Here is a 26,372-nt window from a genome sequence, read left to right on the forward strand (position 1 = left end):
CGAGCGGACTGTCGTTATGGTCGGAGACCTCATGGGTATCGGTTTCCTGTTCTTGTGATCGCGCCGAACGCGTAGAGCTGAGCTCCGCGTTCCGCCGCCGCACGCCACCCCGCTCGGTCCGCGTGCGTTTCCCTCGATCCAGCCCCGGCATGGGGCCTTTCGTGCGGCCTCGCGCGGGCCGAGAACAGGAGCTGACATGACCAGCACCGCCCAACTCACCCTCCACGACGTGACCAAGCGCTACGACGCCACCACCGTTGTGGACACCGTGTCGTTGTCGATCGCACCCGGTGAAACGGTCGGCGTGATCGGCGAGAACGGTTCAGGCAAGTCGACCCTGCTGCGGCTGCTCGCCGGTGCCGAACAGCCCGACAACGGCAGCGTGATCGTCTCGGCGCCCGGCGGCATCGGCTATCTCCCACAGGTACTCGAACTGCTCGGCACCGCGACCGTCGCCGCGGCCATCGACCACGCACTGGCCGACCTGCGGGCACTCGAGGCACAGCTACGCAGCACCGAACAGCAACTGGCACACGGGGATCCGGCACTGCTCGACGACTACGCGGCATTGCTCGCCCGGTTCGAAGCACGCGACGGCTACCTGGCCGACGCACGCGTCGACATCGCCCTGGCCGCGCTCGGGCTGCCCGGACTCGACCGGGACCGCCCGCTCTCGACCCTGTCCGGCGGGGAGAAGGCCCGGCTCGCGCTGGCGGCGACGCTGGCCTCGGCGCCGGAACTGCTGTTGCTCGACGAACCGACCAACGACCTCGACGACGCCGCGGTCGCCTGGCTCGAACAGCAGCTGCGCGCGCATCGGGGCACGGTGGTCGCGGTGACCCACGACCGGGTGTTCCTGGAACGGATCACCAGCACCATCCTCGAAGTCGAGGCCGGGCAGGTGGCCCGCTTCGGTGACGGCTACGCCGGCTACCTGGCGGCGAAAGCGGCCCAACGGCGCAGGGCCGCACAGGAATACGCGGACTGGCGGGCCGAACTGGCCCGCAGCAGGCGACTGGCCGCATCGAACGTGATCCGGCTCGAAGCGATTCCGCGGAAGCTGCCGCTGGCCGTGTTCGCCGCCGGACCGTTCCGGGCGCGGGGGCGCGGGCACGGTGCGATGTCGCGCATCCGCAATGCCAAAGAGCGGGTAGCGCGGCTCCATGCCGATCCGGTGGCGGCGCCGATCGATCCGCTGGAATTCCATGCGACGGTGCCGACCACGATCGAGGCCGCGCCGACGGGGCCGGTCGCCGAGCTGACCGGCGTCCGCGTCGACGATCGCCTCACGCTGCCCGCGCTGCGCGTCGAACCCGGCGCGCGGTTGCTCGTGACCGGGCCGAACGGCGCGGGCAAGACCACCCTGTTGCGAGTACTCGCCGGTGACTTGCAGCCTGATGCCGGGACCGTGCGGATCACCGGCAGGGTGGGCTGGCTGCGGCAGGAACCACCCCGCTACCCGGCGTCGGCGACCGTCCTCACCGCGTTCGCCACCGGCAGACCGGGCCACCCCGACGACCACGCGGACACCCTGCTCGACCTCGGCCTGTTCCGTCCCACCGAAATCGCGCTGCGGGTCGGTGAGCTGTCCCACGGGCAGCGCAGGCGCATCGAGATCGCCCGCCTGGTCACCGAACCCGCCGACCTGCTGCTGCTCGACGAACCGACCAACCATCTCGCCCCGGCGCTCGTCGAGGAACTCGAGCAGGCGCTCGACGACTTTCGGGGCGCCCTGGTGATCGTCACCCACGACCGGCAGTTGCGGCGCCGGTTCACCGGGGACCGGATGGCGTTGCGGGAAGGGAAGGTGGCCGCGGCGGCCGCCTAAGTTCGGCCGAATTTGCTGTTCCGGCAACGATTCTGGTCAATCCGCATGCGCGGTGGCGATACTCGGGCCTTCATCCGAGGAGGACAACCCATGCTCGACACCCGCACGCGCGCCACGGTCGGCGCCGTTCACCCCTGGACGGTGCTGGCCGTGTGCTCGCTGAGCCTGTTCGTCGTCGGGCTCGACGCGACCATCGTCACCGTCGCCCTGCCCGCGATCGCCGACGGCGTGCGCGTCGGCACCCAGGGGCTGGAATGGATCGTCGACGCCTACACCCTGGCGCTGGCGAGCTTCCTCATCACCTCCGGCGCGCTCGCCGACCGGTTCGGCAGGCGCCGCGTATTCCGGCTCGGGCTGGTCGTCTTCGGTGTCGCGTCGGCGGCGTGCGCGATCGCCCCGACGGTCGAGGTGCTGATCGCGGCCAGGATCGCCCAGGGCATCGGTGGCTCGATGCTGAGCCCGGTGGCGCTGGCGATCGTGGTGGCCACGATCACCGATCCGCGGCAGCGCGCCAGGGCGATCGGGGTGTGGGCAGCGGTGTTCGGGCTGAGCATGGCGGTCGGGCCGACGCTCGGTGGCGCGCTGGTGGACTGGTTCGGCTGGCGATCGGTGTTCTGGATCGCGGTGCCGGTCGTGGTCGTCGCCCTCGCGCTGACGATGCTCGTCGTTCCCGAATCCCGGGGACAGCGTCCGCGGCGGATCGACGGTGCGGGGCAGGTGCTGCTGGTCGTGGTCGTCGGGGCGGTGATCACGGTGCTCATCGAAGGCCCGCGGATCGGCTGGACGTCGACCGCGGCGATGCTGGGCTATCTCGGCATCGGTGTGGCGGCAGGCGGATTCGTGTGGGTCGAGGGCAGGGCGGCCGAACCGTTGATGGATCTGCGGCTGTTTCGGCGGCCGCCGTTCACCGCCGCGGTGGCCGGCGCGGTCGTCGTGTTCGTCGCGCTGACGACGACCTTGCTGTTGAGCACCTGGCATCTGCAGCTCGAGCGGGGCATGAGCGCGGTCGCGGCGGGCGCGATCACGCTGCCGTTGGCGGTGGCCGCGACGGTGTGCGCACCGCTGTCGGGAGTGCTCGTCGGGCGCGTCGGTGCCCGGCCGCCACTGCTGCTGGCGGGCGGATTCCTCACCGCCGGTGGGCTGTTGACGGCTGCGGCAGGGACGGACACGGCGGTACTCCTGGTCGCCCTCGGTCTCGTCGGCATCGGATTCGGATTCGCCAACGCGCCCATCACCAACACCGCGGTGAGCGGACTGCCCGCCGACCGGGCCGGAGTCGCGGGCGGCATCACCTCCACCGCTCGGCAGGTGGGCGCGGCGGTCGGTATCGCGGTGGCGGGCGGGCTGATCGCCGCGGCAGATCCGATCGACGGCGCGCGGGTCGGGTGGTCTGTGGTGGCGGCGTGCGGTCTTCTGGTGCTCGTCCTCGCCCGACTTGCCCCGGCGAAATCATCCTGACCTGCGGAGTCGGCTGTCGCGAAAATGTTTTCGCGGCGAGCGATGAGTTCCCGGATCGGCCACCGTCTCAATGAGTGCTACCTGTAGCCGAGATCCGGGAGAGTCTGATGACCGCCAGCTCCGCCATCATTACCGGCACCCTCGTGGTGCCCGATGCCCGCCTGTACTACGAGGTCCGCGGGACGGGACCGCTGTTCGTGCTCGTCGGTGCGCCGATGAACGCCGCCGCGTTCGCGCCGCTGGCCGAACAACTCGCCACCACCAACACCGTGCTGACCACCGACCCACGTGGACATTTCGCCAGCCCCCTCGACGACCCTCGGCAGGATTCGACGGTGCTCGCCCGCGCCGACGACCTCGCCCGGCTGATCACCCACCTCGACGCCGGTCCGGCGGTGGTGTTCGGTTCCAGCGGTGGCGCCGTCAGCGCGCTGGCGCTCGCCCAGACCAGTCCCGACCTGGTCACCACCGTCGTCGCCCACGAACCGCCGCTGCGTGAGCTGCTGTCCGACGCGGCGGACCAGCGCGCCGTCACCGAGGGCATCATCGCCACCTACGACTCCGGCGACGTGCTCGACGCGTGGCGGAAATTCTTCGCCCAGACCGGTTTCGCGATCCCGGACGCGCAGGTGCAGCGAATGTTCGGCGGTGACCGCGACCCACGACAGGTCGACAGCGAACGCCACTGGTTCGACCATGAACTGCGTGCCACCACCAGCTGGGTGCCCGACCTGGCACTGCTGCGCTCCGCGCCCACCCGCGTGATCGTCGGCATCGGCGCAGACTCGACCGGGCAGTTCTGTGACCGCACGTCGCGAGAGCTGGCGGCGGCATTGGGGATCGAGCCGGTGTTGTTCCCCGGTGATCACACCGGATTCGTCGGTGGGCCGGCCGCGTTCGCCGCCCGCCTGCAGGAAGTCCTCGACGAGCCGTGAGAGGTGCTGGGGCAGGGCGTCGTCGGTGGGCAGTCGGTGCTAGTCGGCATCCGGTGCATCGATCGCGGCACGGCAGCGGTCACTCAATCTGCGCAGTGCCGTGATGAGTTCGGGTGGGCCGGTGACGGTGAAATCGGTGTCCAGCGCGGTGATCATCCAGGCCAGCGAGGCAGGGGAGTCCGCGCCGAGATGCAGCAGACAGGACTTGTCGTCGACCGGTTCGAGAACACCGGTACCGGGCCACAGACGTTCGGCTATCTCGGTGGCAGGCCGGTGCAGGGTGACGATGGTGCGCCACGGCCACGACGCGCTCGAGAGCCTGCGCGACAGATACGTGGCCGCGTCACCGCCGGGCAGTGGGCGTGGGGTGAAGCGCGGGCCGGTCGGGATCCGCGGACGGAGCCGGTCGACGCGGAACGATCGCCAGTCCGCCCGGTCGACGTCCCAGGCGACCAGATACCAGTGCCTGCTGACATTGACCAGCGAGTCGGGTTCGGTGTCGCGCACGGAGGTACGGCCCGTGTGATCGGTGTAGTCGAACCGCAGGCGTTCCTGCCGCCGGCACGCGTCCGCGATCGCCAGCAGCGTCTCCGACGGCACACGCGGTGCCTCGGCGGCGACGCGCACCATCGACTGCTGCAGGGTGCTCAACCGGTGACGCAGCCGCGACGGCAGCACCTGTTCCAGCTTGGCCAGCGCCCGCAGCGAGGCGTCCTCGATGCCGGTGACGGTGCCACCCGAGGTGGTCCGCAGACCGACCGCGACGGCCACCGCCTCCTCGTCGTCGAGCAGCAGCGGCGGCATCGACGCACCGGCGCCTAGTCGATAGCCCGCCGTTCCCTGCAAGGCTTGCACCGGATAGCCGAGCCCACGCAGCCGTTCGATATCCCGGCGTACCGTGCGTGCCGTGACGTCGAGCTTGGCGGCGAGCTCGGCGCCGGACCACGCGCGGTGGGTCTGCAACAGCGACAACAGACGAAGCAATCGGGCCGACGTTTCGGACATGCCTCCAGAATGCCCGCAGCTTAGGTCCGATTCCGGCCTAAGCGGTTCGTAGCGTGGTCGGCATGAGCGACATCCACCCCTTCCGGATCGATATTCCGCAATCCGACCTCGACGATCTGCACGACCGCCTCGCCCGCACCCGCTGGGCCGAGGACCTGCCCGAGACCGGCTGGACCTACGGCCTGCCCACCGCCTACCTGCGTGGTCTCGCCGACTACTGGCGCACCGGTTTCGACTGGCGCGCCGCCGAAGCCGCGCGCAATGCCCGGCCCCAGTTCGTCACCGACATCGACGGGCAGCGCCTCCATTTCACCCACGTCCGCTCACCCGAATCCGGCGCGCTGCCGCTGGTCCTCGTGCACGGGTGGCCGTTCACCGATTTCGCCGCGACGATCGGGCCGCTGACCGACCCCCGCGCCCACGGCGCAGACCCGCGCGACGCCTTCGACGTGGTGATCCCGACCCTGCCCGGTTTCGGCTTCTCCGGTCCCACCCGACAGCCGGGGCAGGCCGCCACCGAACGGTCAGCGGTCCTGATCGCGCAGCTCATGAGCAGACTCGGCTACTCCCACTACGGGGCGCAGGGCAGCGATGCCGGGTCGTTCATCGCCCCGCACCTGGGCCGCATCGATACCGAACATGTCGCCGGGGTCCATCTCAATGCCGCGATCACCATTCCCGCCTGGGACGACGACGGCGCGGGCTACTCCGCGCAGGATCAGGAAAAGCTTGCCGCACTCCAGGATTGGAGCGGCAACGAGACCTCCGCCTATGCGAGCGTGCACAGCACCCGCCCGCAGACCCTGGCCCACGCGGTGACCGATTCACCCGCGGGACTGCTCGGCTGGGTCGTCGACGTCGTCAACACCTACAAGGATCCCGCCGCCGCCCTGCCCGAGGACTCGCTCGATCGCGACGCGCTGCTCGCCGAGGTCGCGATCCTCTGGTTCACCGGCACGGCAGGTTCCTCGATGCGCCTGTACAAGGAATCCCAGCAGTGGGGTGCCGACCTGCCCAGCTCCGGCGTGCCCACCGGCATCGCGGTCTTCCCCGGTGACAGCACAATTCGCGGTATCGCCGAGAAACAGAACAACCTGGTGCGCTGGACCGAATTCGACCGCGGCGGGCATTTCGCGGCGATGGAGGCGCCCGATGTGTTCGTCGACGATGTGCGGGAATTCTTCCGGCCGTTGCGCTGACCGCTCTCACCGCACCTGGAAGTCGGCCATCATCGCCATGTCCTCGTGTTCGAGATTGTGGCAGTGCAGCATGAACGGGCCCGCGTAATCGGTGAAGCGGACCGCGACCGTCACCATCTCGGCGGGCCGGACGTCGACAGTGTCCTTCCAGCCCGCGTCGAACGGCCCCGGTGCCCGGTTGTTGCGGGCGATCACCTGGAACGGGTCCAGATGCACATGCACCGGATGGTGGAAATCGGTGATGAAACGCCAGATCTCGACGGTGCCGCGGCGCGGGTCCGCCAGCGCCCGGCCCGGTTCGTAGGGAGCGCCGTTGACAGTCCAGCCGTCGGGGCGCAGCCGGAACAGGAAGGTGCGTTCGGCGACGGCGGTGGCCGGGTCCAGGCGCTCGAGGTCGGTGAGCCGGTCCGGGACGGCGGTGTCATCCGGGACAGGTGGTCCGGTGACGTCGAAGCGCAGGACATCGGCCGCCGAGCCGGTGCCGAGGGTGTTGCGGAGTCGGACCTCGGTGCCGGGCGGGTAGGCGGCGAAATCGATGACGACGTCGAACCGTTCGGCGGGAGAGATGTCGAGGTGCCGGTGCCGGATCGGGTGGTCGAGCAGGCCGCCGTCGCTGCCGATCTGCACGAATCCACCGCCGGGAACAGCGGGTTCGAGCGCGAGCCGGTACCGGCGCGCATTGGAGGCGTTGAGGAGCCGGAACCGGTAGCGCACCGGCGCGACCCGCAGCCGCGGCCACGGTGCACCGTTGACGAGGATCACGTCGCCCAGCACGCCGTTCATGTACCGGTCGGTGACGCCGGGGGTGTGCAGGGACGGGTCGAGGAGCGGATAGGCGAACGATCCGTCAGCGGCGAAGGACCGGTCGCTGATGCACAAAGGAATGTCGCGGTCGCCGCGCGGCAGCGGCAAGGCGTCCTCGACATCGTCACCGATGAGGTGGAACCCGGCGAGGCCACGCCAAACGGCCGGACCGGTGAACCCATGCCGGTGGTCGTGGTACCAGAGCGAGGCGGCGCGCTGTCTGTTCGGATACAGGTAGGTGCGTTCACCGTGTGCGACCGAGCCGGTGGCGGTGATGGTCCCGTGCCTGTGGCTTCGGGCAGGGGTGCCGGTCGCACCGACCGGCAGCACCACATCCATCGGATAGCCGTCGCTGTCGGCCGGTGTGTGTCCGCCGTGCAGGTGCACCACCGTCGGATGGGGGAGTTCGTTGCGGTGGCGCACGGCGGTGGCACGGCCCGATCGTGCCCGGATGGTCGGGCCGGGGAAGGTGCCGTGATAGGTCCACGCCTCGGTCCGCAGTCCGGGCAGGATGTCGAGATCGGCGCTCTGCTGGACGATGTCGTAATAGTCGGTGGTCGCGTCGGCGCGCACAGGCCGCAGCACCGCCGGGATCGGTAACTCCGATCGGAACGGACGCGGCACCGGTGTGGCGCTGGGTAGCAGCACACCCGGCTGACCAGGTGCCGTGATCCGTGGGACGCCCACCCAACCGGCCGCACCGAGCGCCGCGGCCGCACCGACACCGGCTCCCGCGCGCAGGAATCCCCGCCTGCTCACGCCACTCACCGCTGCCACCGCCACGCCCAGCTCACCAGCAACGCCGTTCCGATCGCCAACCCGACCGCCAGCGGAATGTGCACCGCGAGTACTCGCTGCTCACCGAGCGGGATGAGCGCCGCACCGATCAGCGCCTGGACCACCGCGGTGCGCGCCGGCCATGCCGGACCACCGCCCAAACGCCACAACAACACCGCCGAGATCAGCTGGAGCAAGAACACCATCGCGACCAGGCCGCCGTTGCGGCTGTGCAGTGCCAATGCCTCGAAATGTCCGGCGAGGAAACCACCGGCCAGGGCTGCCTGGGCGAAGACGAGCACCGCCGCGACGGTCGCTGTGGTCCGGAACAGGGCCACCGGCCAGGTGTAGGCGGTCTCGGCCGCGGTCATCGGGCCTGCCGCACGCCGCGCCGCCACACCTCGGTGATCGCGAGGGTGGCGGTGATGTCGATGGTCGGATCTCCGTCGACGAGCAGCAGATCGGCGCGCAGGCCGGGAGCGATCCGGCCGCGATCGGTCAGCCCGAAACGGCAGGCGGGTCTGCTGGTCGCGGCGGCGAGCACCTCCGGTGGGGTCAGTCCGGCCTCGGTCAACAGCACCAGTTCGCGATGCAGCCCGGTGCCGTGAGCGGGGACGAACGGCGTGGCGTCGGTGCCTGCCAGCAGTGCCACTCCAGCGCCGTGCAGGGTGCCCGCGACACGCATCGCGTCGTCGAAGGACCCCGGCACAGCGCAGTCGGCGACGTTCTCGCGGCCCTGGGTGATCGCCTCGAAGTAGGCCAGGGTGCTCACCACGAAGATGTCACGGTCCACGATCTGTGCGATCAGATCTGCGGTGCGCGCGGAGAAGTCGGTCCACACGTGTGCGAGACCGTCGACTCCCGCGGTCAGCGCGATCTGTACCTCGGCCTCGGTGACGGCATGTGCGATCACCGGCAAACCCGCCGCGTGCGCTTCGGTGACCAGTGCGCTCGCCGTGGCCGCGGACAACGGCGGCAGCTCGACCCCGTGGACAGCGCCGTCGTCGATGACGATCTTCAGATAGTCGGCCCCTTCGGCGAGTCTGGCCCGCACGAAGTCACCCGCCTCGGCCGGATCCGCGATGGTGTCGAACAGGGCGACATCGAGTTCGGCGACCCCCGGCACCGACAGCAGCTGACTCGGATGACCACCCGGCGCGGTCGCCAGGGTGCCCGCGCTCCGGAAGTCGGCGAGATCGTCGCGCCGGTCCGCCGCAGCCCGCTGCTCGGCCAACCGTGCCGGGAGACAGAACATGTCGAGTTCGGTGGTGACGCCGTAGGTGAGGGCGCGGGCAAGGTCGCCGGTGTCGAAGGTGTGGGTGTGGGCGTCGATCAAGCCGGGCAGCAGGGTGCGGCCGGTGCCGTCGACGATCACGTCGGCGGGGCCGTCGTCCTCGGCGACGATTCGATCGCCGTCGACGAGGACCGAGGTGCGGTCGAGGATGTGTTCGCCGTCGAAGACACGGACGTCACGGATACGGGTGCGCATGGCAACCTCCAGGTGGGAGAAGCAGATTCGCCAACAAGGAGTGGAACCGGATCGTCGACTGTGACAGGCGAACAGCGTGCGCGTGGGATGGATCACACGCACGGGCACCCCTGTCACATATCAGGTGGCCGCGCACCTCTCTGTAGCGACACCTTTCCGCTATGAAGGAGGACACCGTGGCCGAGCACAGCGATGACACCGCCGACGCGACCGACGTTTTCGTGAACCACCGCGAACTGCTGTTCTCGGTGGTCTACAACATGCTCGGCACCGTCGCCGACACCGAGGACGTCCTGCAGGAGGTGTGGCTGGCATGGGCGGCGCGAGCGCGCGGAAACCGCATCGACAACCCCCGCGCCTACCTGACCCGGATCGCGGTGAACCAGGCGCTGGCCCGGCGCGCCGCCGTCAGCCGTCGACGCGAAGACTATGTGGGCCAATGGCTCCCCGAACCACTCGTCGACGACGCACCCGAGGACGACGGAGCCGCCGTGGTCGTGCGGACCGAGTCGTTCTCGATGGCGATGCTGGTGGTCCTGGAATCACTGACCCCGCTCGAACGCGCCGTGTTCGTCCTCAACGAGGTCTTCGCCTACCCGCACACCGAGATCGCCGACATCGTCGACCGCTCGCCCGCGGCGGTCCGCCAGCTCGCCCACCGCGCCCGCGCGCATGTGCAGGCCCGCAGGCCACGCACCCAGGCGGACCCCCGGGTCTGCCGCGCGGTGACCGAACGGTTCGTCGCCGCCGCGATGGGTGGTGACCTCGAGGAACTGCTGGCCGTGCTGTCCCCTGACGTCACCCTGTGGACCGACGGCGGCGGCACCGGACCCGCGACCAGCCTGCGCCCGGTGCACGGGCGAATGCCGGTGGCGCAGGTGTTTCTTGCCGTCGCCGCCGGGGGCCTCGACGGCTACCGGGTCGGATGGCGGACCGTCAGCGGCGACCCGTGCGCGGTCGTCTTCGACGGCGACGCGCCATTGGCTGTCGTTGTCCTCGACGTCGCCGCCGACGACACCGTGGTCGGCATCTACTCGGTCACCAACCCCGCGAAACTCACCCACCTGACCCCCGCCGGCCCCGGCATGCTCGGGTCATGACCCAGGCGGTTCTCCCGCTCAGCCTGCATCGACGAGGACGGCTCCCACCTCGGCCATCCGCTGCGCGGCATAGCCGGGATCGATCAACGCCTCCGGCGTGTAGGCACCGGGGCCGACCTCGTCACCGCGCAGCCCGAGCAGTCGTTCGACACCGAGAGCGACTCCGAGCGCGGTCAACGGCCGCTGCCCGGCCGGATGGACGAGGTAGCGGCTCCTGCGGTGCGGCGCTCCCGCCGCGTCGATTCCGTGCAGGTCGATGCGGATTTCGATCGAGGCGGGTTCTCCCCTGCGCCTGCTCGGGGATTCCCCGACCGCCAGGTCGACCCGGACATCCGGCGCCCCGGTCGCCATCGCCAGGCTCGGCACGTCGAGGATCGGGATGCTCTGTCCCGTCAGACTGGTGCCGTCGACAGTGCGCACCTCCACCTGGGCATCCTCGGCAGCGAGCCAGGTGAAGATCCCGTCGCGGCGCACCAGACCCGCCGAGGTGACGGCGTACCAGCGTTCGAGATCGGCGACACCGGCGGGCCCGCCCGTGTCCGTCTCATCGAGCACGGCGGCGAGCCGGACGCTGTCGACCCGGTCGAACTCCCGCGCCTCGTGCAGTGCCGCCAGCACCGCGAGGCCGGCGAGGAAGTGGCTCGCCACCAGAATCGGTGCGGTGCTTGCCCGTTGGGCACCCGTGACGACTTCCGGTCCGATATCGAACAGTCCACTCGAGATGCTGAGGTACGGCAACCCGTGGTCCTGGGCATAGCCCAGTCCGTTGAGCCGGTCGTCCCACAGCGTTGCGACCACTGCCGAGTAAGCCGCTTCGGCAGGCAGACCGAGATCGCGCCGCCGCAGATCGACAGTCACGGCGTTCGCGGTGCCGAGTGAGTCGGCGACCCGCTGCGCGCGGTCCAGATCGCGGCCCGCGATCGTGAGCGGCAGCGTCGGGTGCCAGCGACGCAGCAGGGCCGCCGTGTCGGAACCGGCTTGTCCGGAACCGCCCAGCATCAGGACGGAGGGTGAATGCGCCATGGTGATTTCCTCTCCCAGCCACTAAGCTACATTTTGTAACCTACTCTTTGTAGCTAAACTGGTGGCATGACGCAAGGGAGGACGATGCCCGCACGATCACCTCGGTTGTCCAAGGCGGCCCGGCGCGAACAACTGCTCGACACCGCGCTGACGATGGTGCGCGAGCACGGCACCGACGGGCTGACCCTCGTCACCCTCGCCGAAGCCGCCGGCGTGAGCAGGCCGATCGTCTATGACCACTTCGGCACCCGCCCCGAACTGCTGCTGGCCCTCTACCGCAGGCTCGACGAACGACACCGCCTCGCCGCGGAGCACGCCGTGCGGGACGCCGAACCCGCCGTCGAGGAGATCGCGCGGGTGATGAGCGCCGCCTACTTCGCCTGCGCCACCGACATGCCCGAGTTCGACGCGATCTCCGCTGCCCTGAAGGGCAACCCGGACGTCCAGGCGATCCAGCACGACATGCTCGACAGCTACCGCGACTGGATGGCCACCGCCCTGCTGCCCTACTCGGGCCTGGACGCCGCCGCGCTCCGACTGCGCTGCGTCGCGGTCCTCGGCGCCGCCGAAACCCTGGGCGCCGAGCTGAACCGAGGCGCGACAACCGCAGACGAAGCGGTCGCCGCCCTCACCGACCTGATCATCGGCAGCATCGGCGTCGCGCAGCGCCGATGACATACTCTCGCCCCTCGGTAGGATTCGGCGGGTGCCAGATACTTCCGAGATAGCTCGACTCTTCGATCGGCGACTGCGGCAGTGGGGTGCGCCCGGCGATCCGGTGGCGTGGGATGTGTTGCGCGACAGGATCTGTGCCGTGCCCGCACCGGAGACCGCGACGGAGTTCGCGGCGTTGCTGCGGGAGGAGTTCGCGGCGTTGCTGCGGGAGGAGTTCGCCCTCCTGGTGGGTGTCGACATCGACGATGACGCTGCCGAACGCGAGTTCGTGGCCGGTGGCCGGTCGGAAACAGTGCACCTGCCGACGTGGCGCACCATCGTACTGCCGCTGCTGACAACCCGTGCGCGGCAGTTGTACGGGGAGCTGCCGACAGAACGGCCATGACGCCGAGGTCGGGCCGGATTCGGTGTGCGAGCTCTACTCCAGGGTCTTCTTGAACAGTTCCAGCACGTGTGCCATAGCGGGGCCCCACTCGGTGGCCAGTTCGGCAGGTAGCACGTCGTGTGTCCATGTGACGGTGCAGTGCCCGTTGTCGCGCGCGGAAACCTGAATCGTCGCGTTGTCGTGTACCGGTCGCGTGGTGTCACCCACGACGGAGAAGACCAACCGCTTGCCGGGGTGGTCGAGGGTAATCAGTCGCTCCCGCAGCGCCGTTCCGCCGGCGAATGTCACGACCCGCACGTCGGGTCCGTCCATTGTGCTGTCGAGGACGAACCCGGGAGCCATCCTTACCGGCCCGTCGGCGAAGTCGGCGAGGATCTGCCACGCCGCGTCCGAATCCGCCGCGATCGCAATCTCTTTGGTCACTGAAGCCATGATGGTCGCCTACTTCCTCTTTCTACTGAGCTACTACACAGAACTGGTTGCCGTCGGTGTCGGCGAGCACGACCCATCCGTCCTCGTCGAATCGCCGCACCCCCATGATCTAACTGACGTAAAGAATACGGTAGTTACATACCCATCCAACGTCAATAGGTGGTTATGATGGCGTCATGGTGGAACCGCGCCCAGACAACGACCAAGCCGGAACGGCGCCCGGCCAGTTGCGCTGGATCGAAGAGTTCATCAACACCCGCCGCGCCGACCGCGACGACATCGCCTCCCCTGAGCAGCTCGTCGCCTGGCTACAGGAGCGGAATCTGGTCACCGCACCAGTGAACGCCACACCGCAGCAACGGGACCGAGCCGAACAGATTCGAGAAGGACTTCGCGCGCTGATCGCCGGCAACAACGCCGAGCCGGTCGACAGTCCGCGCCCCGACGGTCTGAACCCCACCGCCGGCACCATTTTCGCCCGGCTCGCACCCGCCCTGCCGATGACACTCGACGTCACCGCCCAGCCCCCGCAGCTGATCCCTGCCACCGGCGACCCGATCGATGCCGCATTGACCCGGCTGCTCATCGCCGTCGCCGAGGCGGTTGCCACCAGCACCTGGCAACGGCTCAAAGCCTGCAGGGAACCGAGCTGCCGCTGGGCGTACTACGACCACTCCCGTAACCGCCGTCGCACCTGGTGCTCCATGGACCTCTGCGGCAACCGCGCCAAAGCTCGCAACCACCACCGCCGTTCCAGTGCGCCAGAACCGGCACTGCCGAGATCTTGACGCACAACACAGAGCCGAACAGCTGGGCTCCGGCCCTTACCGGCGACGGACGGTCGCGAGCCAGGCGGGCGTGGCATCGCTGAATCGTGTTCGGAGGCTGTCTGATTCGATGGAGTCGACGCGCCAGTCTTCGTCGGCATCGAAGGGCGCCGACAGTGACTCCCTGCTGACGGGATGGGGTCCGGGGTCGGGGCCGGTGTCGCTGAAGCAGAGAACGTAGAGGGTCCCGCCGTGGTCGAGAACCGAGGCCAGGCTCGCCGCGTAGTCGTGTCGTTCGGTCTCGTCGAAGGTGTGGAAGAGCCCGCAGTCCAGGACCGTTCGGAAACGGCGATGCAGACGTTCGAGACGGAGTGCGTCGGCTACCGCGAAGGTGGCGGCTGTGTCACGGTCGTCTGCGTGCTGCCGCGCGATGGCGACAGCCGACTCGGCCACGTCGACACCGAATACCGTCAGGCCGAGCGATGCGAGGTAGAGCGCGTTCTCGCCGGTGCCGCACCCCGCGTCGAGTACCTCGCCGGAGAATCCGCCCGCCTCGGCCAGCCGCACCAGGGCCGGTTGCGGACCGCCGATGTCCCACGGTGCGGGGCCGTCGCGATAGGACGCATCCCACGGCCGCCCCGACTGCCGTTCGTGGCTGGTCGAGGGTCGGCCGCGGAGCGGATCGTCGGAAGGCATGGTCAGCGGATGAGCGTGGCGGACTCTTCGGCCAGGTCGAGCAGCGGCTGCGGGAAGACACCCAACAGCAGCGTGGCGCCCGCGCTGAACGCGACCACCAGGGTCGTCGCGAACGGTGCGGTCACGGTGGGGGCGTCGGCGGGGGGATCGGTGAAGAACATCAGGACGATCACCCGGATATAGAAGAACGCCGCGATCGCGCTGCACACCACGCCGATGATGACCAGCGAGGTGTAGCCCGCCCCCGAGGCCGCCGCGAACACCGCGAACTTGCTGACGAAACCGCTCGTCAGCGGCAAACCGGCGAACGAGAGCAGCAGCAGCGCGAAAACCGAAGCCAACCAGGGGGACCGGCGACCCAGACCCGCCCACTGCGACAGCGCGGTCGCTTCGTCACCGGAGGAGTCGCGCACCAGGGTCACGACCGCGAAGGCGCCGACCGTACCGAGACCATAAGCCAGCAGGTAGAACAGGATCGCCGCGATACCCGCGGTGTCAGCGGCGACGAGGCCGACGAGCAAGAAGCCCGCGTGCGCGATCGAGGAATACGCGAGCATCCGCTTCACATCGGTCTGCGTGATCGCCATGACCGCGCCGACGGCCATCGTCGCCACCGCCACCGCCGCGAGCACCGGCCGCCAATCGTCGCGCAGCGCCTCGGCCGCCACCATCAGCACCCGCAGGGTCGCCCCGACCGCGGCGATCTTGGTGGCGGCGGCCATGAACGCGGTGATCGGCGTCGGCGCACCTTGATAGACGTCGGGCACCCAGGCCTGGAACGGGACCGCGCCGATCTTGAACAGCAACCCCACAGCGAGCATCGCGATACCGAGCAGCGCCAGCGTCGCGTTCTCGGGCTGGGTGTCCAGTGCCGCACCGATGCCGGGCAGCGAGACGGTGCCGGTCTGCCCGTACAGCAGGGCGACGCCGTAGAGGAAGAACGCCGACGAGAACGCGCCGAGCAGGAAGTACTTGAGCGCCGCTTCCTGCGACAGCAACCGCCTGCGCCGGGCCAGCCCGCACAGCAGATACAGCGGCAGCGACAGCACTTCGAGCGCGACGAACATCGTCAGCAGATCGTTCGAGGCGGGGAACAACAGCAGGCCGCCGAGCGCGAGCATGGTCAGCGGGAACACCTCGGTGGTGGACACTCCGGCCCGCACAGCGGCCAGCTCGTGCGCGCTGCCGGGCACCGCCGATGCCTGCGGGGTGAACGCGTCGACACCTCGTTCGAGGACGGCAGCTGCCCGGCTCCAGGTGCCCGGCCCGCTGCGGGCCCGCGGCACCGCGGCCCGCTCGGCGATCAACAGCAGGCCGAGCAGCGCGACCACCAGGATCGTGCCCTGCAGGAACAGGGTCACGCCGTCCACCGCGACGGCACCCACCACGGCGGTGCCCTCGGTTCCCGCGAGCAGGATGACGGCAACCAATGCGCCGAGCACACCGGCCAATCCGAGAACCACGTGCGTGAGATAGCGGGAAGGCCGTGGCACGAACGCCTCGACCAGCACACCGACCACGCCGACCGCGAACACGATCAGCATCGGTGCGAGCAGGTGGTATTCGATGCTCGGTGCGGGCAGGGTGGCCGCGAGCTCGTTGATGGTCACGGAGTCCGTCCTCATTTGTGTCCGCCTGCGGGCGGGGCGGCCGCACCTGCTTCGGGAGCGGGGACCGTCGGAGCGGGATCGTGCTTACCGATCGTCGAGAGGGTGTGTCCCACTGCGGGATCCACCAGGTCAAGGACCGGTTTGGGATAGAAGCCGAGCGCCAGCAGGGCGACAAGCAGCGGTACCACGACGACGAGTTCGCGTGGCACCAGGTCACGCAGGTGCTCGTTGCCCTGCTTCACCGGACCCGTCATCATCCGCTGGTACATCCACAGCACGTAGATCGCGGCCAGCACCAGCGCACCGGTCGCGACGACCGCCGCCACCTTGTACTTGGCGAAGGTTCCGATGAGGACCAGGAATTCGCTGACGAACGGTGCGAGACCCGGCAGCGACAGGGTGGCCAGGCCGGCGATCAAGAAGGTGCCCGCCAGCACCGGCGCGACCTTCTGCACACCGCCGAACTCGGCGATCATCCTGGTACCGCGCCGCGACACGAGGAATCCGGCGATGAGGAACAGCGCGGCCGTGGACAGTCCGTGGTTGACCATGTAGAGCGCCGCCCCGGACTGCGCCTGGGTCGTCATCGCGAAGATACCGAGGATGATGAACCCGAAATGCGAGATCGAGGTGTAGGCGATCAGGCGCATCACATCGGTCTGCCCGATCGCGAGCAGCGCGCCGTAGACGATGCCGATCACCGCGAGGGTGATCACCAACGGCGCGAACGTGTCCGAGGCGAGCGGGAACAGCAGCAGGCAATACCGGAGCATGCCGAACGTGCCGACCTTGTCGACCACGGCCATCATCAGCACCGCGCTCGACGGGGTGGCCGAGACGGCGGCATCAGGCAGCCAGGTGTGCAGCGGCCACAGCGGCGCCTTCACCGCGAACGCGAACATGAACCCGAGGAACAGCGCGTTCACCACCGCGGTGCTGCCACCGAGTTGACCGTTGTTGGCCGCGGCGACCACGGTCCGCAGATCGAAGGTGCCCGCCGAGCCGTCGCCGAGCCCTGCCTGCGCGGTCAGCACATACAGCCCGATGACCGCGGCGAGCATGATCAGTCCGCCGAACAGGTTGTACAGCAGGAACTTCACCGCGGCTCGCGAGCGTTGCGCGCGGATGGCGGCATCGCTGGTGCGTGCTCCGAAGCCGCCGATGAGGAAGTACATCGGGATGAGCATCGCCTCGAAGAAGATGTAGAACAGCAGGATGTCGAGGGCGAGGAAGGAGATCAGCACCATCGACTCGACCAGCAGCATCAGCGCCATGTAGATGTGGGCAGACCTGCGCCCGCCGCCTGCCGCGGTGTCGTCGTGCCAGCCTGCCAGGATCAGCAACGGCATCAGCACCGCCGTCAGCAGCACGAGGACGGTGGCGATGCCGTCGAGGCCGAGGGTGTAGCCGACGCCGAACGCCGGAATCCATTCGTGCGATTCGACGAACTGGTACTGGTCGCCGCCGGGCTGGAACCGGACCGTCACCGTGACGGCGACCGCGAGCACACCGATCGACACCGCGAAAGCCAGTGCGCGGGCCACATTCCGGTGTGCGGCGGGCACTGCGAGCACCACCGCGGCGCCGACCGCGGGGGCGAGCCAGAGTGTCGTCAGCCAGGGAAACGAGTTCACCAGAACCTCACCGCCAGCAGGGCAGCGGCCACCAGGGCCGCGCCGGTGAACATGGACAGGGCGTAGGAACGCACGAAACCGGTCTGTATCCGCCGGATTCGCGCCGACAGTCCGCCGATCCCGGCGGCTGTGCCGTTGACGATGCCGTCGACACCGCGCGCGTCGAGGAACACCAGCGCGCGGGTGAGATGGCGACCGGGACGCTCGAACGCCGCCTCGTTGACCGCGTCGCCGTAGAGATCCTTGCGCGCGGCCGTCGTGAACACCGTGACCTTCTCGGGAGCGATCTCCGGGACCGGGCTCTCGGCGTACTTGCGGTAGGCGACCGCGACACCGACGGCGACGGCGGTCAACGCCAGCGCGGTGACCACGCCCGCGGGCACGACGGGTTCCGCGTGATGCGAGCCGACGACCGGTTCGAGCCAGTGCTGCAGCGAGGAACCCCAGACGAACATTCCGCCTGCGAAGACGGAACCGAACGCGAGCAGGATCATCGGGCCGGTCATCACCGCGGGCGCTTCGTGCGGGTGGGTGTCCGGCTTCCAGCGGCGCTCGCCGAAGAACGTCATCAGCATGACGCGTGTCATGTAGAACGCGGTGAGCGCGGCGCCGACGAGGGTGACAGTGCCGAGCAGAATGCCGGTCGCGCCACCGTAGTCGAAGGCGACCTCGATGATCTTGTCCTTGGAGAAGAATCCGGAGAACGGCGGCACCCCGATGATGGCCAGGTAGCCGAGACCGAAGGTGACGTAGGTGATCGGCAGCAGCTTGCGCAGCCCGCCGTAGCGCCGCATGTCGGTCTCGTCGTTCATCGCGTGCATCACCGAACCGGCGCCGAGGAACAGGCCCGCCTTGAAGAAGCCGTGGGTGAGCAGGTGCATGATCGCGAACGCGTAGCCGGCCGGGCCGAGACCGACCGCCAGGATCATGTACCCGATCTGGCTCATCGTCGAGGCTGCCAGTGCCTTCTTGATGTCGTCCTTGGCGCAGCCGACGATCGCACCGAACAGCAGCGTCACCGCGCCGACGGCGATGACCGCCGTGCGCGCATCGGGCGCGAGGTTGTAGATCGGGTTGGAGCGGGCGATGAGGTACACACCCGCGGTGACCATGGTGGCCGCGTGGATGAGCGCCGAGACCGGTGTCGGGCCTTCCATGGCGTCACCGAGCCAGGACTGCAGCGGCACCTGCGCGGACTTGCCGCAGGCGGCCAGCAACAGCAGCAACCCGATCGCGGTGAGCGTGCCCTCGCTCGCACCGGGCGTCGCCGCGAAGACAGTGCGGAAATCGAACGAGCCGAACACCGCGAACATCGTCATCATGGCGATCGCCAGGCCCATGTCACCGACCCGGTTCACCACGAATGCCTTCTTGGCTGCCGTTGCGGCCGAGGGCTTTTCGTACCAGAACCCGATCAGCAGATAGGACGCCAGACCGACACCTTCCCAGCCGAGGTAGAGCACCAGGTAGTTGTCGGCCAGGACCAGCACGAGCATGGCGGCCAGGAACAGGTTGAGGTAGCCGAAGAACCGGCGCTGGCCCGGATCGTGGCTCATGTAGCCGATCGAGTAGAGGTGGATCAGCGATCCGACGCCGGTGATGAGCAGGGCGAAGCAGATCGAGAGCTGATCGAGTTGCAGGCCGAACCCGACCTGGAGGTCACCGACGGGCACCCACTCGAACAGTTCCTGGTGGATCGCGCGCTCGGCATCGGCGCGACCGAGCATGTCGACAAAGGCGACGGCGGCCACCACGAAGGAGGCCAGCGCGGCGGCGGTGCCGAGGTAGGCGCCCCAGCGGTCGGCGAAGCGCCCGAGCACGAGCAGCACGATCGCGCCCGCGAGCGGGAGGACGGGCAGCAGCCACAACGTTGCGGTGCCCATGTCAGAACTTCAGCAGGTTGGCGTCGTCGACCGAGGTCGACCGGCGGGCACGGAAGATCGTCATGATGATGGCAAGGCCGACGACCACTTCGGCGGCCGCGACGACCATGGTGAAGAACGCGATCACCTGACCGTCGAGATTGCTGTGCAGGCGGGCGAAGGTGACGAACGCCAGGTTCACCGCGTTGAGCATCAGCTCGATGCACATGAACACCACGATGGCGTTGCGGCGCAACAGCACTCCCGCGGCGCCGATGGTGAACAGCAGCGCAGACAGGAACAGGTAGTTCTGGGGGTTCACCGGGTGCCTTCCTCGTCGGCCGTCGGGGTGACGTCGCTGCCCGTACCGACCGAGAGCGCGGCGGCCTCGGTGTGGGCCCGGGTGCGGCGGTGACGCAGGATCGTGCTCACCGACAGTTCGGCGAAGGTGCCGTCAGGGAGCTGAGCGGGGCTGTCGACGGCGTTGTGCCTGGCGTAGACGCCCGGGGTGGGTTGCGGGGTGACACGTTCGCCCGCGGTGCGGAACCGGTCGCGTGACATCTCGCGCTGACCGCGCCGCGGCGTGAAATGGTCACGGTGCGCGAGCACCATCGCGCCGATGGTCGCGGTGATCAGCAGCGCGCCGGTGAGTTCGAACGCCCACACGTAGCGCAGGAAGATCAGTTCGGCCAGTTCGGCGATGACGTCGCGGCCGCCGAATCCACGTCCGGGGTAGCTGGTTGCGCTGTCGCGCAGCGCCGCGCCGATGCCGCCGATGAGCAGCAGCCCGAATCCGAGACCGACGATCGCGGCGGCGATCCGCTGCCCGCGCAACGTTTCCCGCAGTGATTCGGCCGAGTCGACGCCGACGAGCATCAGCACGAACAGGAACAGCATCATCACCGCGCCGGTGTAGACCACGATCTGCACGACGCCGAGGAACAGTGCGCCCTGGGCGATGTAGAACACGGCGAGCGCGATCATGGTGGCGGCCAGGCAGATCGCCGAGTGCACGGCCTTGGCGGCGGTCACCATGCCGAGGGCGCCGAGCACGGCGATCGGGGCGAGCACCCAGAACAGCACCGCCTCACCGGTGGAGGTGGACGCGATCTCGGCGGCCAGTACGGGTGCGGTGGTCATCGCAGCACCTCTTCCGACGTGGTGGGGCTGACCCGGCCCAGGTAGTAGTCGGCTTCGTCGGTGCCGGGCGCCATCGCGTGCGGCGGAGCGGTCATGCCGTCGCGCAGCGGGGCGAGGAGGCGGTCCTTCTCGTAGATCAGGTCGGCGCGGTTGTCGTCGGTGAGCTCGTACTCGTTGGTCATCGTGAGCGCCCGGGTGGGACACGCTTCGATGCACAGGCCGCAGCCGATGCAGCGCAGATAGTTGATCTGGTAGACGCGGCCGTACCGTTCACCAGGGGAATAGCGTTCGTCCTCGGTGTTGTCGGCGCCTTCGACGAAGATGGCGTCGGCGGGGCAGGCCCACGCGCACAGTTCGCAGCCGATGCATTTCTCGAGGCCGTCGTCGTACCGGTTGAGCTGGTGGCGGCCGTGATAGCGCGGCGCGGTCGGCACCTTCTGCTCGGGGTAGGACTCGGTGTTGGGCTTCTTGAACATCGTGGCCGCGGTGACCGCGAAACCGGCGAGCGGTTCGAACAGGCCGATCTCGGGCTGTTCGCCGGCCGGGCGCGGCGGCATCGGCGGGACCGGGAAGCCGAGGAACACCGGGGATTTCACGGGTTCCTCCGGCAGCGGTGGCAGGCCTTCGGCGCGGCCGGCGCGCAGGAACATCGCGATCATCGCCGCGGTGATGAGGATGCCGACGGTCACCAGGATCGCGGTCTGGCCGGGAATGCCCTCGATGTCGAGGACCCGGGCGGTGGCCACGATCATCACCCACACCAGCGAGGTCGGGATGAGCAGCTTCCAGCCGAGGTTCATGAACTGGTCGTAGCGCAGGCGGGGCAGGGTGCCGCGCAGCCAGACGAACACGAACAGGAACGTCCACACCTTGGCGGTGAACCACAGCAGCGGCCACCAGCCGGAGTTGGCGCCCTCCCACAGGCTGATCGGGAACGGCGCCCGCCAGCCGCCGAGGAACAGGGTGGTCGCCAGCGCGGACACCGTGGCCATGTTGACGTATTCGGCGAGCATGAACATCGCGAACTTGAGCGAGGAGTACTCGGTGTGGAAGCCACCGACCAGTTCGCCTTCGGCTTCGGGCAGGTCGAACGGTGCCCGGTTGGTCTCGCCGACCATCGCCACGCAGTAGATCAGGAACGAGGGCAGCAGCAGGAAGACGTACCAGGTGCCTTCCTGGGCGGTCACGATCCCGGAGGTCGCCATGGTCCCGGACAGCAGGAACACGGTCGCGAAGGTGAGTGCCATCGCGATCTCGTAGGAAATCACCTGCGCGGTGGATCGCAGACCGCCCAGCAGCGGGTAGGTCGAACCCGACGACCAGCCGGCCAGCACGATGCCGTAGACGCCGATGGAGGTGATGGCGAGGATGTAGAGGACGCCGACGGGCATGTCGGTCAGTTGCAGCGGGGTGCGCTGGCCCAGGATCGACACCTCGGGACCGAACGGGATGACCGCGAACGCCATGAACGCCGGGATCACCGAGATGATCGGGGCGAGCACGAAGATCGGTTTGTCCACGATCGCCGGAATGATGTCTTCCTTGAGCGCCATCTTCACGCCGTCGGCGATCGACTGGAACATGCCCTTCGGCCCGACCCGGTTGGGGCCGAGGCGCATCTGCATCCTGGCGACGACTTTGCGTTCGGCGTACACCGCGATCAGCGGCACCAGCATCAGGTACACGAACACGCCGAGTGCCTTGAGGACCACCAGCCAGAGCGGGTCGGTGCCGAAGACAGGTGCCGAATCGGCCGCGAGGTGCAGCACGGGATCACTCATGACGGTGTTCCTTCATCCTGTCGTCGGCGCGGCGCAGGCGCACCAGGGCGCCCGGCGTCACGCCGAGGGTGGCGGCGACCGTCGAACCGGGCGAGTGCAGCGGCAGCCACACCACCCGGTCGGGCAGGTCCGTGATCATCAGCGGCAGCGTGATCTCGCCGCGGTCGGTGTAGACGATGACGTGATCGGCGTCGGCGGCTTCGATCTCGGCGGCGGTCGCGGCGGACAGTCGCACCACCGGCGGCCGGGCGATGCCGGCGAGGTTGGGTTCGCCGTCCTGCATGCGGCCCGCGTCGAGCAGCATCCGCCAGCCGACGAGTATTGCGGTGCCAGGACCCGTTACGGGTGGGGTCTGGCTGGTCGATTCCGGCGCGGAGATCGGCGCACCGGTCCACGCGCCGAGGGCGTCGAGTTCGGTGCGGGCGGAGGCCGGGTCCGGCAGGTTGATCGGCGTCCCTATTTCGGCGGCGAGGGAGTGCAGGACCCGCAGGTCCGACAGCGGTGCGGCGACTCGGCGGGTGGTGTCCAGCGGTGCGGCGCTGAACGGGCGTGGCCTGCCCTCCCAAGTGCGGAAGGTGCCGGACTTCTCCATCACGGACGCGACCGGGAAGACGACGTCGGCGCGTTCGGTGACAGCGCTGTGGCGCAGTTCCAGGCTGACGACGAAGCGGGCGTCGTCGATGGCGGCCAGTGCCGCGGCCGGGTCCGGCAGGTCGACCGGATCGACGCCGCCGATGATCAGCGCGCCGAGTTGTGCGGCGCTCGCCAGAATTCCTGCGGTGTCGCGGCCGAGGGTGACGGGCAGTTCCTCGGCCTGCCAACGGTGCCGAACCTGTTGGCGTGCAGCGGGATCGACAACCGGCCTGCCGCCGGGCAGCAGCCCGGGCAGCGCGCCCGCTTCCAGTGCACCGCGCTCACCCGCACGACGCGGCACCCACGCGAGTCCGGCACCGGTGGTGTCGGCCAGGCGGACCACCGCCGACAGCGCGCCGGGGCTGCCCGCGAGTCGCTCGCCGGCCATGATGACCGCTCCCGGCGTGCGCAGCAGCGCCATCAGTTCGGCTGCGTCCGCTGATGTTTCGGCACCGATGGCGTCGAGGACACCGGCTTCGCCGCACGGCGGAGTCTGGATGAGCGAACCCGACATGCGTTCGAGCCCACGTGAAGCGAACGGCGCCAGCGACACCACGCGCGTGCCGCTAGTCCGGGCGGCCTTGCGCAGCCGCAGGTAGACGATGGGCGATTCCTCTTCCGGCTCGAAACCCACCAGCAGCACGACGGGGGCAGTGGAGAGCGCCGTGTAGTCGACCTGGACGCCGCGTCCGGCGATGCGGGCCGCGAGGAATCGTTCCTCTTCCTCGGAGTGCATCCGGCTGCGGAAGTCGATGTCGTTGGTGGCGAGCACCATGCGCGCGAACTTGCTGTAGGCGTAGGCCTCTTCTTCGGTGACCCGGCCGCCGACGAGCACACCCGCGTTGCCGATCGCGGCCCGCAGTCCGGTCGCGGCGGCCGCGAGTGCCTCTGGCCAGGAGGCCGGTGCGAGCACGCCGTCCCAGCCGCGCACCAGCGGCGTGGTGAGACGGTCACGTTCGGTGGCGTAGGTGAAGGCCCAGCGGCCCTTGTCGCAGTTCCACTCCTCGTTGACCTGCGGGTCGTCACCGGCCAAGCGGCGCAGGACCTTTCCGCGCCGGTGATCGGTGCGCTGGGCACAGCCGGAGGCGCAGTGCTCGCAGACACTCGGGGTGGACACCAGGTCGAACGGGCGCGCCCGGAATCGGTAGGAGGTGCCGGTGAGCGCGCCCACCGGACAGATCTGCACCGTATTACCGGAGAAATAGGAGTCCAGCGGTTCGGCCTGGGCGATGCCGACCTGTTGCAGCGCACCGCGATCCATCAGCTCGATGAACGGGTCGCCTGCGACCTGCTGGGAGAACCGGGTGCACCGCGCGCACAGCACGCACCGTTCCCGGTCGAGCAGCACCGCCGAGGACAGCGGGATCGGTTTCGGGTAGGTGCGCTTTTCGCCTTCGAACCGCGAATCGGCGCTGCCGGTCGACATCGCCTGGTTCTGCAGCGGGCATTCCCCGCCCTTGTCGCAGACCGGGCAGTCCAGCGGATGATTGATCAGCAGCAGCTCCATCACCCCACGCTGGGCCTTCTCGGCGACCGGTGAGCTGAGCTGGGTGCGCACGATCATCCCGTCGGTGACCGGAATCGTGCAGGAGGCGACCGGCTTTCGCTGTCCTTCCACCTCGACGATGCACTGCCTGCAGGCACCGACCGGATCGAGCAGGGGATGGTCGCAGAAGCGGGGAATCTGTACGCCGATCAGTTCGGCGGCGCGGATCACCAGGGTGCCGACGGGCACCTGGATGGTGGTGTCGTCGATGGTGACGCTGACCAGGTCGGCGGGAACCACCTCGCTGCTGTTTCCTGGCGCGATCGCTGTCATCGGTTCCCTTCCCCTGAGGCCCACACCGTGGCGCGTGCCGGATCGAACGGGCAGCCGCCGCGGCGCTGATGCTCGACGTACTCGTCGCGGAAGTACTTCAGCGAGGAGAAGATCGGGCTGGCCGCGCCGTCACCGAGCGCGCAGAACGACTTGCCGTTGATGTTGTCGGCGATGTCGGCGAGTTTGTCGAGGTCGGCCTCGGTGCCCTGGCCCGCTTCGAGTCTGCGCAGCAGTTGCACGAGCCAGTAGGTGCCCTCGCGGCACGGTGTGCACTTGCCGCAGGATTCGTGGGCGTAGAACTCCGTCCAGCGCAGGACCGCGCGCACGACACAGGTGGTGTCGTCGAAGATCTGCAAGGCCTTGGTGCCCAGCATGGATCCGGCGGCGGCCACACCTTCGTAGTCGAGAGCCACATCGAGGTGGTAGGCGGTGAACAGCGGCGTCGACGAACCACCCGGCGTCCAGAACTTGAGCGTGTGTCCCGCGCGGACGCCACCGGCGTAGGCGAGCAGTTCGCGCAGGGTGATGCCCAGTGGCGCCTCGTACTGGCCGGGTCGCGCGACGTGCCCTGACAGCGAGTACAACGTGAACCCGGGCGATTTCTCGCTGCCCATCGACCGGAACCATTCGGTGCCCTTGCGCAGGATCGCCGGGACGCTGGCAATGGATTCCACATTGTTGACGACCGTCGGGCATGCGTAGAGCCCGGCGACAGCAGGAAACGGCGGCCGCAACCTGGGCTGGCCGCGCCTGCCCTCGAGCGAATCGAGCAGCGCGGTCTCCTCGCCGCAGATGTAGGCGCCCGCACCCGCGTGCACGATCAGTTCCAGGTCGAACCCGGAGCCCAGGATGTTGCGGCCGAGGTAGCCCGCCTCGTAGGCGTCGGCGACGGCGGCCTGCAACCTGCGCAGCACCGGCACCACTTCGCCGCGCACATAGATGAACGCGGTGGCCGCGCGGATCGCGTAGGCGGCGATCACCACACCTTCGATCAGGGTGTGCGGAGTGGCCAGCATCAGCGGAATGTCTTTGCAGGTGCCAGGTTCGGATTCGTCGGCGTTGACGACGAGGTAGTGCGGTTTCGTCGTGCCGTCGGGGCCTGGACCCTGCGGGATGAACGACCACTTCATACCGGTCGGGAAGCCTGCGCCGCCGCGACCGCGCAAACCGGCGTCCTTCACCGTCTGGATCACGTCGTCGGGCGCCATCCGCAGGGCGGCGCGCAGGCCCTCGTAGCCGCCGGTGGCGCGGTAGCTGTCGATGGTCCAGGACTGTGGGCGGTCCCAGTGCTCGCTGAGAACGGGGGTGAGTGTGGTCATC

The 26,372-nt window shown here is 68.9% G+C and carries 23 protein-coding genes and 1 pseudogene; 8 read left to right on the top strand and 16 right to left on the bottom strand.

The features are described from left to right. The first annotated feature begins 196 nt into the window (after positions 1 to 196). The 3 genes from ACWF9G_RS02815 (at position 197) to ACWF9G_RS02825 (ending at position 4,221) form a co-directional block, all read left to right on the top strand. The gene (locus tag ACWF9G_RS02815) at positions 197 to 1,828 is read left to right on the top strand and encodes a TlrC/CarA/OleB/SrmB family ABC-F type ribosomal protection protein (RefSeq protein WP_452513210.1); all 1,632 of its coding nucleotides are present in this window, start codon (positions 197 to 199) and stop codon (positions 1,826 to 1,828) included. Positions 1,829 to 1,918: 90 nt separating this feature from the next. Continuing rightward, a complete protein-coding gene (locus ACWF9G_RS02820; RefSeq protein WP_452513212.1) occupies positions 1,919 to 3,286 on the top strand; it encodes an MFS transporter in 1,368 nt (455 codons plus the stop codon). 107 nt (positions 3,287 to 3,393) lie between these two features. Then, positions 3,394 to 4,221, top strand: coding sequence for an alpha/beta fold hydrolase (locus ACWF9G_RS02825; RefSeq protein WP_452513213.1), 828 nt, complete (start codon positions 3,394 to 3,396; stop codon positions 4,219 to 4,221). A 39-nt stretch (positions 4,222 to 4,260) separates the two neighbouring features. Here the strand turns inward: ACWF9G_RS02825 and ACWF9G_RS02830 are convergent, their stop codons facing one another. Beyond that, positions 4,261 to 5,226 (bottom strand): helix-turn-helix transcriptional regulator, encoded by a 966-nt coding sequence (locus tag ACWF9G_RS02830; RefSeq protein WP_452513215.1) that lies wholly within the window; start codon positions 5,224 to 5,226, stop codon positions 4,261 to 4,263. A 62-nt stretch (positions 5,227 to 5,288) separates the two neighbouring features. Here ACWF9G_RS02830 and ACWF9G_RS02835 point away from each other — a divergent pair, with 62 nt between their 5' ends. Continuing rightward, positions 5,289 to 6,425 carry an epoxide hydrolase family protein gene (locus tag ACWF9G_RS02835; protein WP_452513217.1) on the top strand — a complete coding sequence of 379 codons (1,137 nt, stop codon included), beginning with the start codon at positions 5,289 to 5,291 and terminating at the stop codon, positions 6,423 to 6,425. Between the two features lie 6 nt (positions 6,426 to 6,431). Here the strand turns inward: ACWF9G_RS02835 and ACWF9G_RS02840 are convergent, their stop codons facing one another. From ACWF9G_RS02840 to ACWF9G_RS02850, 3 genes are read right to left on the bottom strand one after another with little or no spacing between them, the layout of a single operon-like run. Then, positions 6,432 to 7,988: a multicopper oxidase family protein gene (locus tag ACWF9G_RS02840; RefSeq protein WP_452513219.1), complete on the bottom strand. Its 1,557-nt coding sequence runs from the start codon at positions 7,986 to 7,988 to the stop codon at positions 6,432 to 6,434. A 5-nt stretch (positions 7,989 to 7,993) separates the two neighbouring features. Further along, entirely contained in the window at positions 7,994 to 8,377 is a 384-nt protein-coding gene (locus ACWF9G_RS02845; RefSeq protein WP_452513221.1) for a hypothetical protein, read from the bottom strand. Beyond that, a complete protein-coding gene (locus ACWF9G_RS02850) occupies positions 8,374 to 9,495 on the bottom strand; it encodes an amidohydrolase family protein (RefSeq protein ID WP_452513223.1) in 1,122 nt (373 codons plus the stop codon). The genes ACWF9G_RS02845 and ACWF9G_RS02850 overlap by 4 nt, the downstream gene beginning before the upstream one ends. A gap of 161 nt (positions 9,496 to 9,656) precedes the next feature. On the opposite strand from ACWF9G_RS02850, the gene sigJ reads away from it, so the two are divergent. Continuing rightward, the gene (gene sigJ / locus ACWF9G_RS02855; protein WP_452513224.1) at positions 9,657 to 10,595 is read left to right on the top strand and encodes an RNA polymerase sigma factor SigJ; all 939 of its coding nucleotides are present in this window, start codon (positions 9,657 to 9,659) and stop codon (positions 10,593 to 10,595) included. Between the two features lie 18 nt (positions 10,596 to 10,613). On the opposite strand, the gene ACWF9G_RS02860 is transcribed toward sigJ, so the two are convergent. Then, on the bottom strand, positions 10,614 to 11,618 hold the full coding sequence (locus ACWF9G_RS02860) for a saccharopine dehydrogenase (protein ID WP_452513226.1): 1,005 nt from the start codon (positions 11,616 to 11,618) through the stop codon (positions 10,614 to 10,616). 66 nt (positions 11,619 to 11,684) lie between these two features. Between ACWF9G_RS02860 and ACWF9G_RS02865 the strand changes: the two genes are divergently transcribed. Next, positions 11,685 to 12,293, top strand: a complete 609-nt coding sequence (locus tag ACWF9G_RS02865) for a TetR/AcrR family transcriptional regulator (protein ID WP_452513228.1) — start codon at positions 11,685 to 11,687, stop codon at positions 12,291 to 12,293. Between the two features lie 31 nt (positions 12,294 to 12,324). Then, positions 12,325 to 12,678: a hypothetical protein gene (locus ACWF9G_RS02870; RefSeq protein ID WP_452513230.1), complete on the top strand. Its 354-nt coding sequence runs from the start codon at positions 12,325 to 12,327 to the stop codon at positions 12,676 to 12,678. Positions 12,679 to 12,711: 33 nt separating this feature from the next. On the opposite strand, the gene ACWF9G_RS02875 is transcribed toward ACWF9G_RS02870, so the two are convergent. Continuing rightward, on the bottom strand, positions 12,712 to 13,101 hold the full coding sequence (locus tag ACWF9G_RS02875) for an SRPBCC family protein (protein ID WP_379305926.1): 390 nt from the start codon (positions 13,099 to 13,101) through the stop codon (positions 12,712 to 12,714). Between the two features lie 185 nt (positions 13,102 to 13,286). Between ACWF9G_RS02875 and ACWF9G_RS02880 the strand changes: the two genes are divergently transcribed. Continuing rightward, a complete protein-coding gene (locus ACWF9G_RS02880) occupies positions 13,287 to 13,898 on the top strand; it encodes a CGNR zinc finger domain-containing protein (protein ID WP_452513232.1) in 612 nt (203 codons plus the stop codon). A gap of 36 nt (positions 13,899 to 13,934) precedes the next feature. On the opposite strand, the gene ACWF9G_RS02885 is transcribed toward ACWF9G_RS02880, so the two are convergent. The 10 genes and pseudogenes from ACWF9G_RS02885 to nuoF all read right to left on the bottom strand — a co-directional run bounded on the left by ACWF9G_RS02885 (position 13,935) and on the right by nuoF (position 26,371). Then, positions 13,935 to 14,573: a class I SAM-dependent methyltransferase gene (locus tag ACWF9G_RS02885; RefSeq protein WP_452513234.1), complete on the bottom strand. Its 639-nt coding sequence runs from the start codon at positions 14,571 to 14,573 to the stop codon at positions 13,935 to 13,937. Between the two features lie 2 nt (positions 14,574 to 14,575). Beyond that, the gene (gene nuoN, locus ACWF9G_RS02890) at positions 14,576 to 16,198 is read right to left on the bottom strand and encodes an NADH-quinone oxidoreductase subunit NuoN (protein WP_452513236.1); all 1,623 of its coding nucleotides are present in this window, start codon (positions 16,196 to 16,198) and stop codon (positions 14,576 to 14,578) included. Beyond that, positions 16,195 to 17,817, bottom strand: a complete 1,623-nt coding sequence (locus tag ACWF9G_RS02895; RefSeq protein ID WP_452513238.1) for an NADH-quinone oxidoreductase subunit M — start codon at positions 17,815 to 17,817, stop codon at positions 16,195 to 16,197. Before ACWF9G_RS02895 ends, nuoN begins: the two co-directional genes overlap by 4 nt. Then, positions 17,814 to 19,700 carry an NADH-quinone oxidoreductase subunit L gene (gene nuoL / locus ACWF9G_RS02900; protein ID WP_452513240.1) on the bottom strand — a complete coding sequence of 629 codons (1,887 nt, stop codon included), beginning with the start codon at positions 19,698 to 19,700 and terminating at the stop codon, positions 17,814 to 17,816. Before nuoL ends, ACWF9G_RS02895 begins: the two co-directional genes overlap by 4 nt. 1 nt (position 19,701) lies before the next feature. Then, complete coding sequence (gene nuoK, locus ACWF9G_RS02905) at positions 19,702 to 20,001, bottom strand: NADH-quinone oxidoreductase subunit NuoK (protein ID WP_189028720.1); 300 nt, start codon at positions 19,999 to 20,001, stop codon at positions 19,702 to 19,704. Further along, positions 19,998 to 20,819 carry an NADH-quinone oxidoreductase subunit J gene (locus tag ACWF9G_RS02910; RefSeq protein ID WP_379305937.1) on the bottom strand — a complete coding sequence of 274 codons (822 nt, stop codon included), beginning with the start codon at positions 20,817 to 20,819 and terminating at the stop codon, positions 19,998 to 20,000. The genes nuoK and ACWF9G_RS02910 overlap by 4 nt, the downstream gene beginning before the upstream one ends. Then, positions 20,816 to 21,376, bottom strand: coding sequence for an NADH-quinone oxidoreductase subunit NuoI (gene nuoI / locus ACWF9G_RS02915; protein WP_452513367.1), 561 nt, complete (start codon positions 21,374 to 21,376; stop codon positions 20,816 to 20,818). The genes ACWF9G_RS02910 and nuoI overlap by 4 nt, the downstream gene beginning before the upstream one ends. Beyond that, positions 21,371 to 22,600: pseudogene (gene nuoH / locus ACWF9G_RS02920) on the bottom strand (NADH-quinone oxidoreductase subunit NuoH); the annotation flags it as partial. The pseudogene nuoH and the gene nuoI, both read right to left, overlap by 6 nt. Further along, on the bottom strand, positions 22,593 to 25,052 hold the full coding sequence (locus ACWF9G_RS02925; RefSeq protein ID WP_452513242.1) for an NADH-quinone oxidoreductase subunit G: 2,460 nt from the start codon (positions 25,050 to 25,052) through the stop codon (positions 22,593 to 22,595). The pseudogene nuoH and the gene ACWF9G_RS02925, both read right to left, overlap by 8 nt. Next, entirely contained in the window at positions 25,049 to 26,371 is a 1,323-nt protein-coding gene (nuoF, locus tag ACWF9G_RS02930; protein WP_379305943.1) for an NADH-quinone oxidoreductase subunit NuoF, read from the bottom strand. The genes ACWF9G_RS02925 and nuoF overlap by 4 nt, the downstream gene beginning before the upstream one ends. Between the last annotated feature and the right edge of the window lies 1 nt (position 26,372).

It is taken from the genome of Nocardia sp. NPDC055029, from assembly GCF_053608525.1.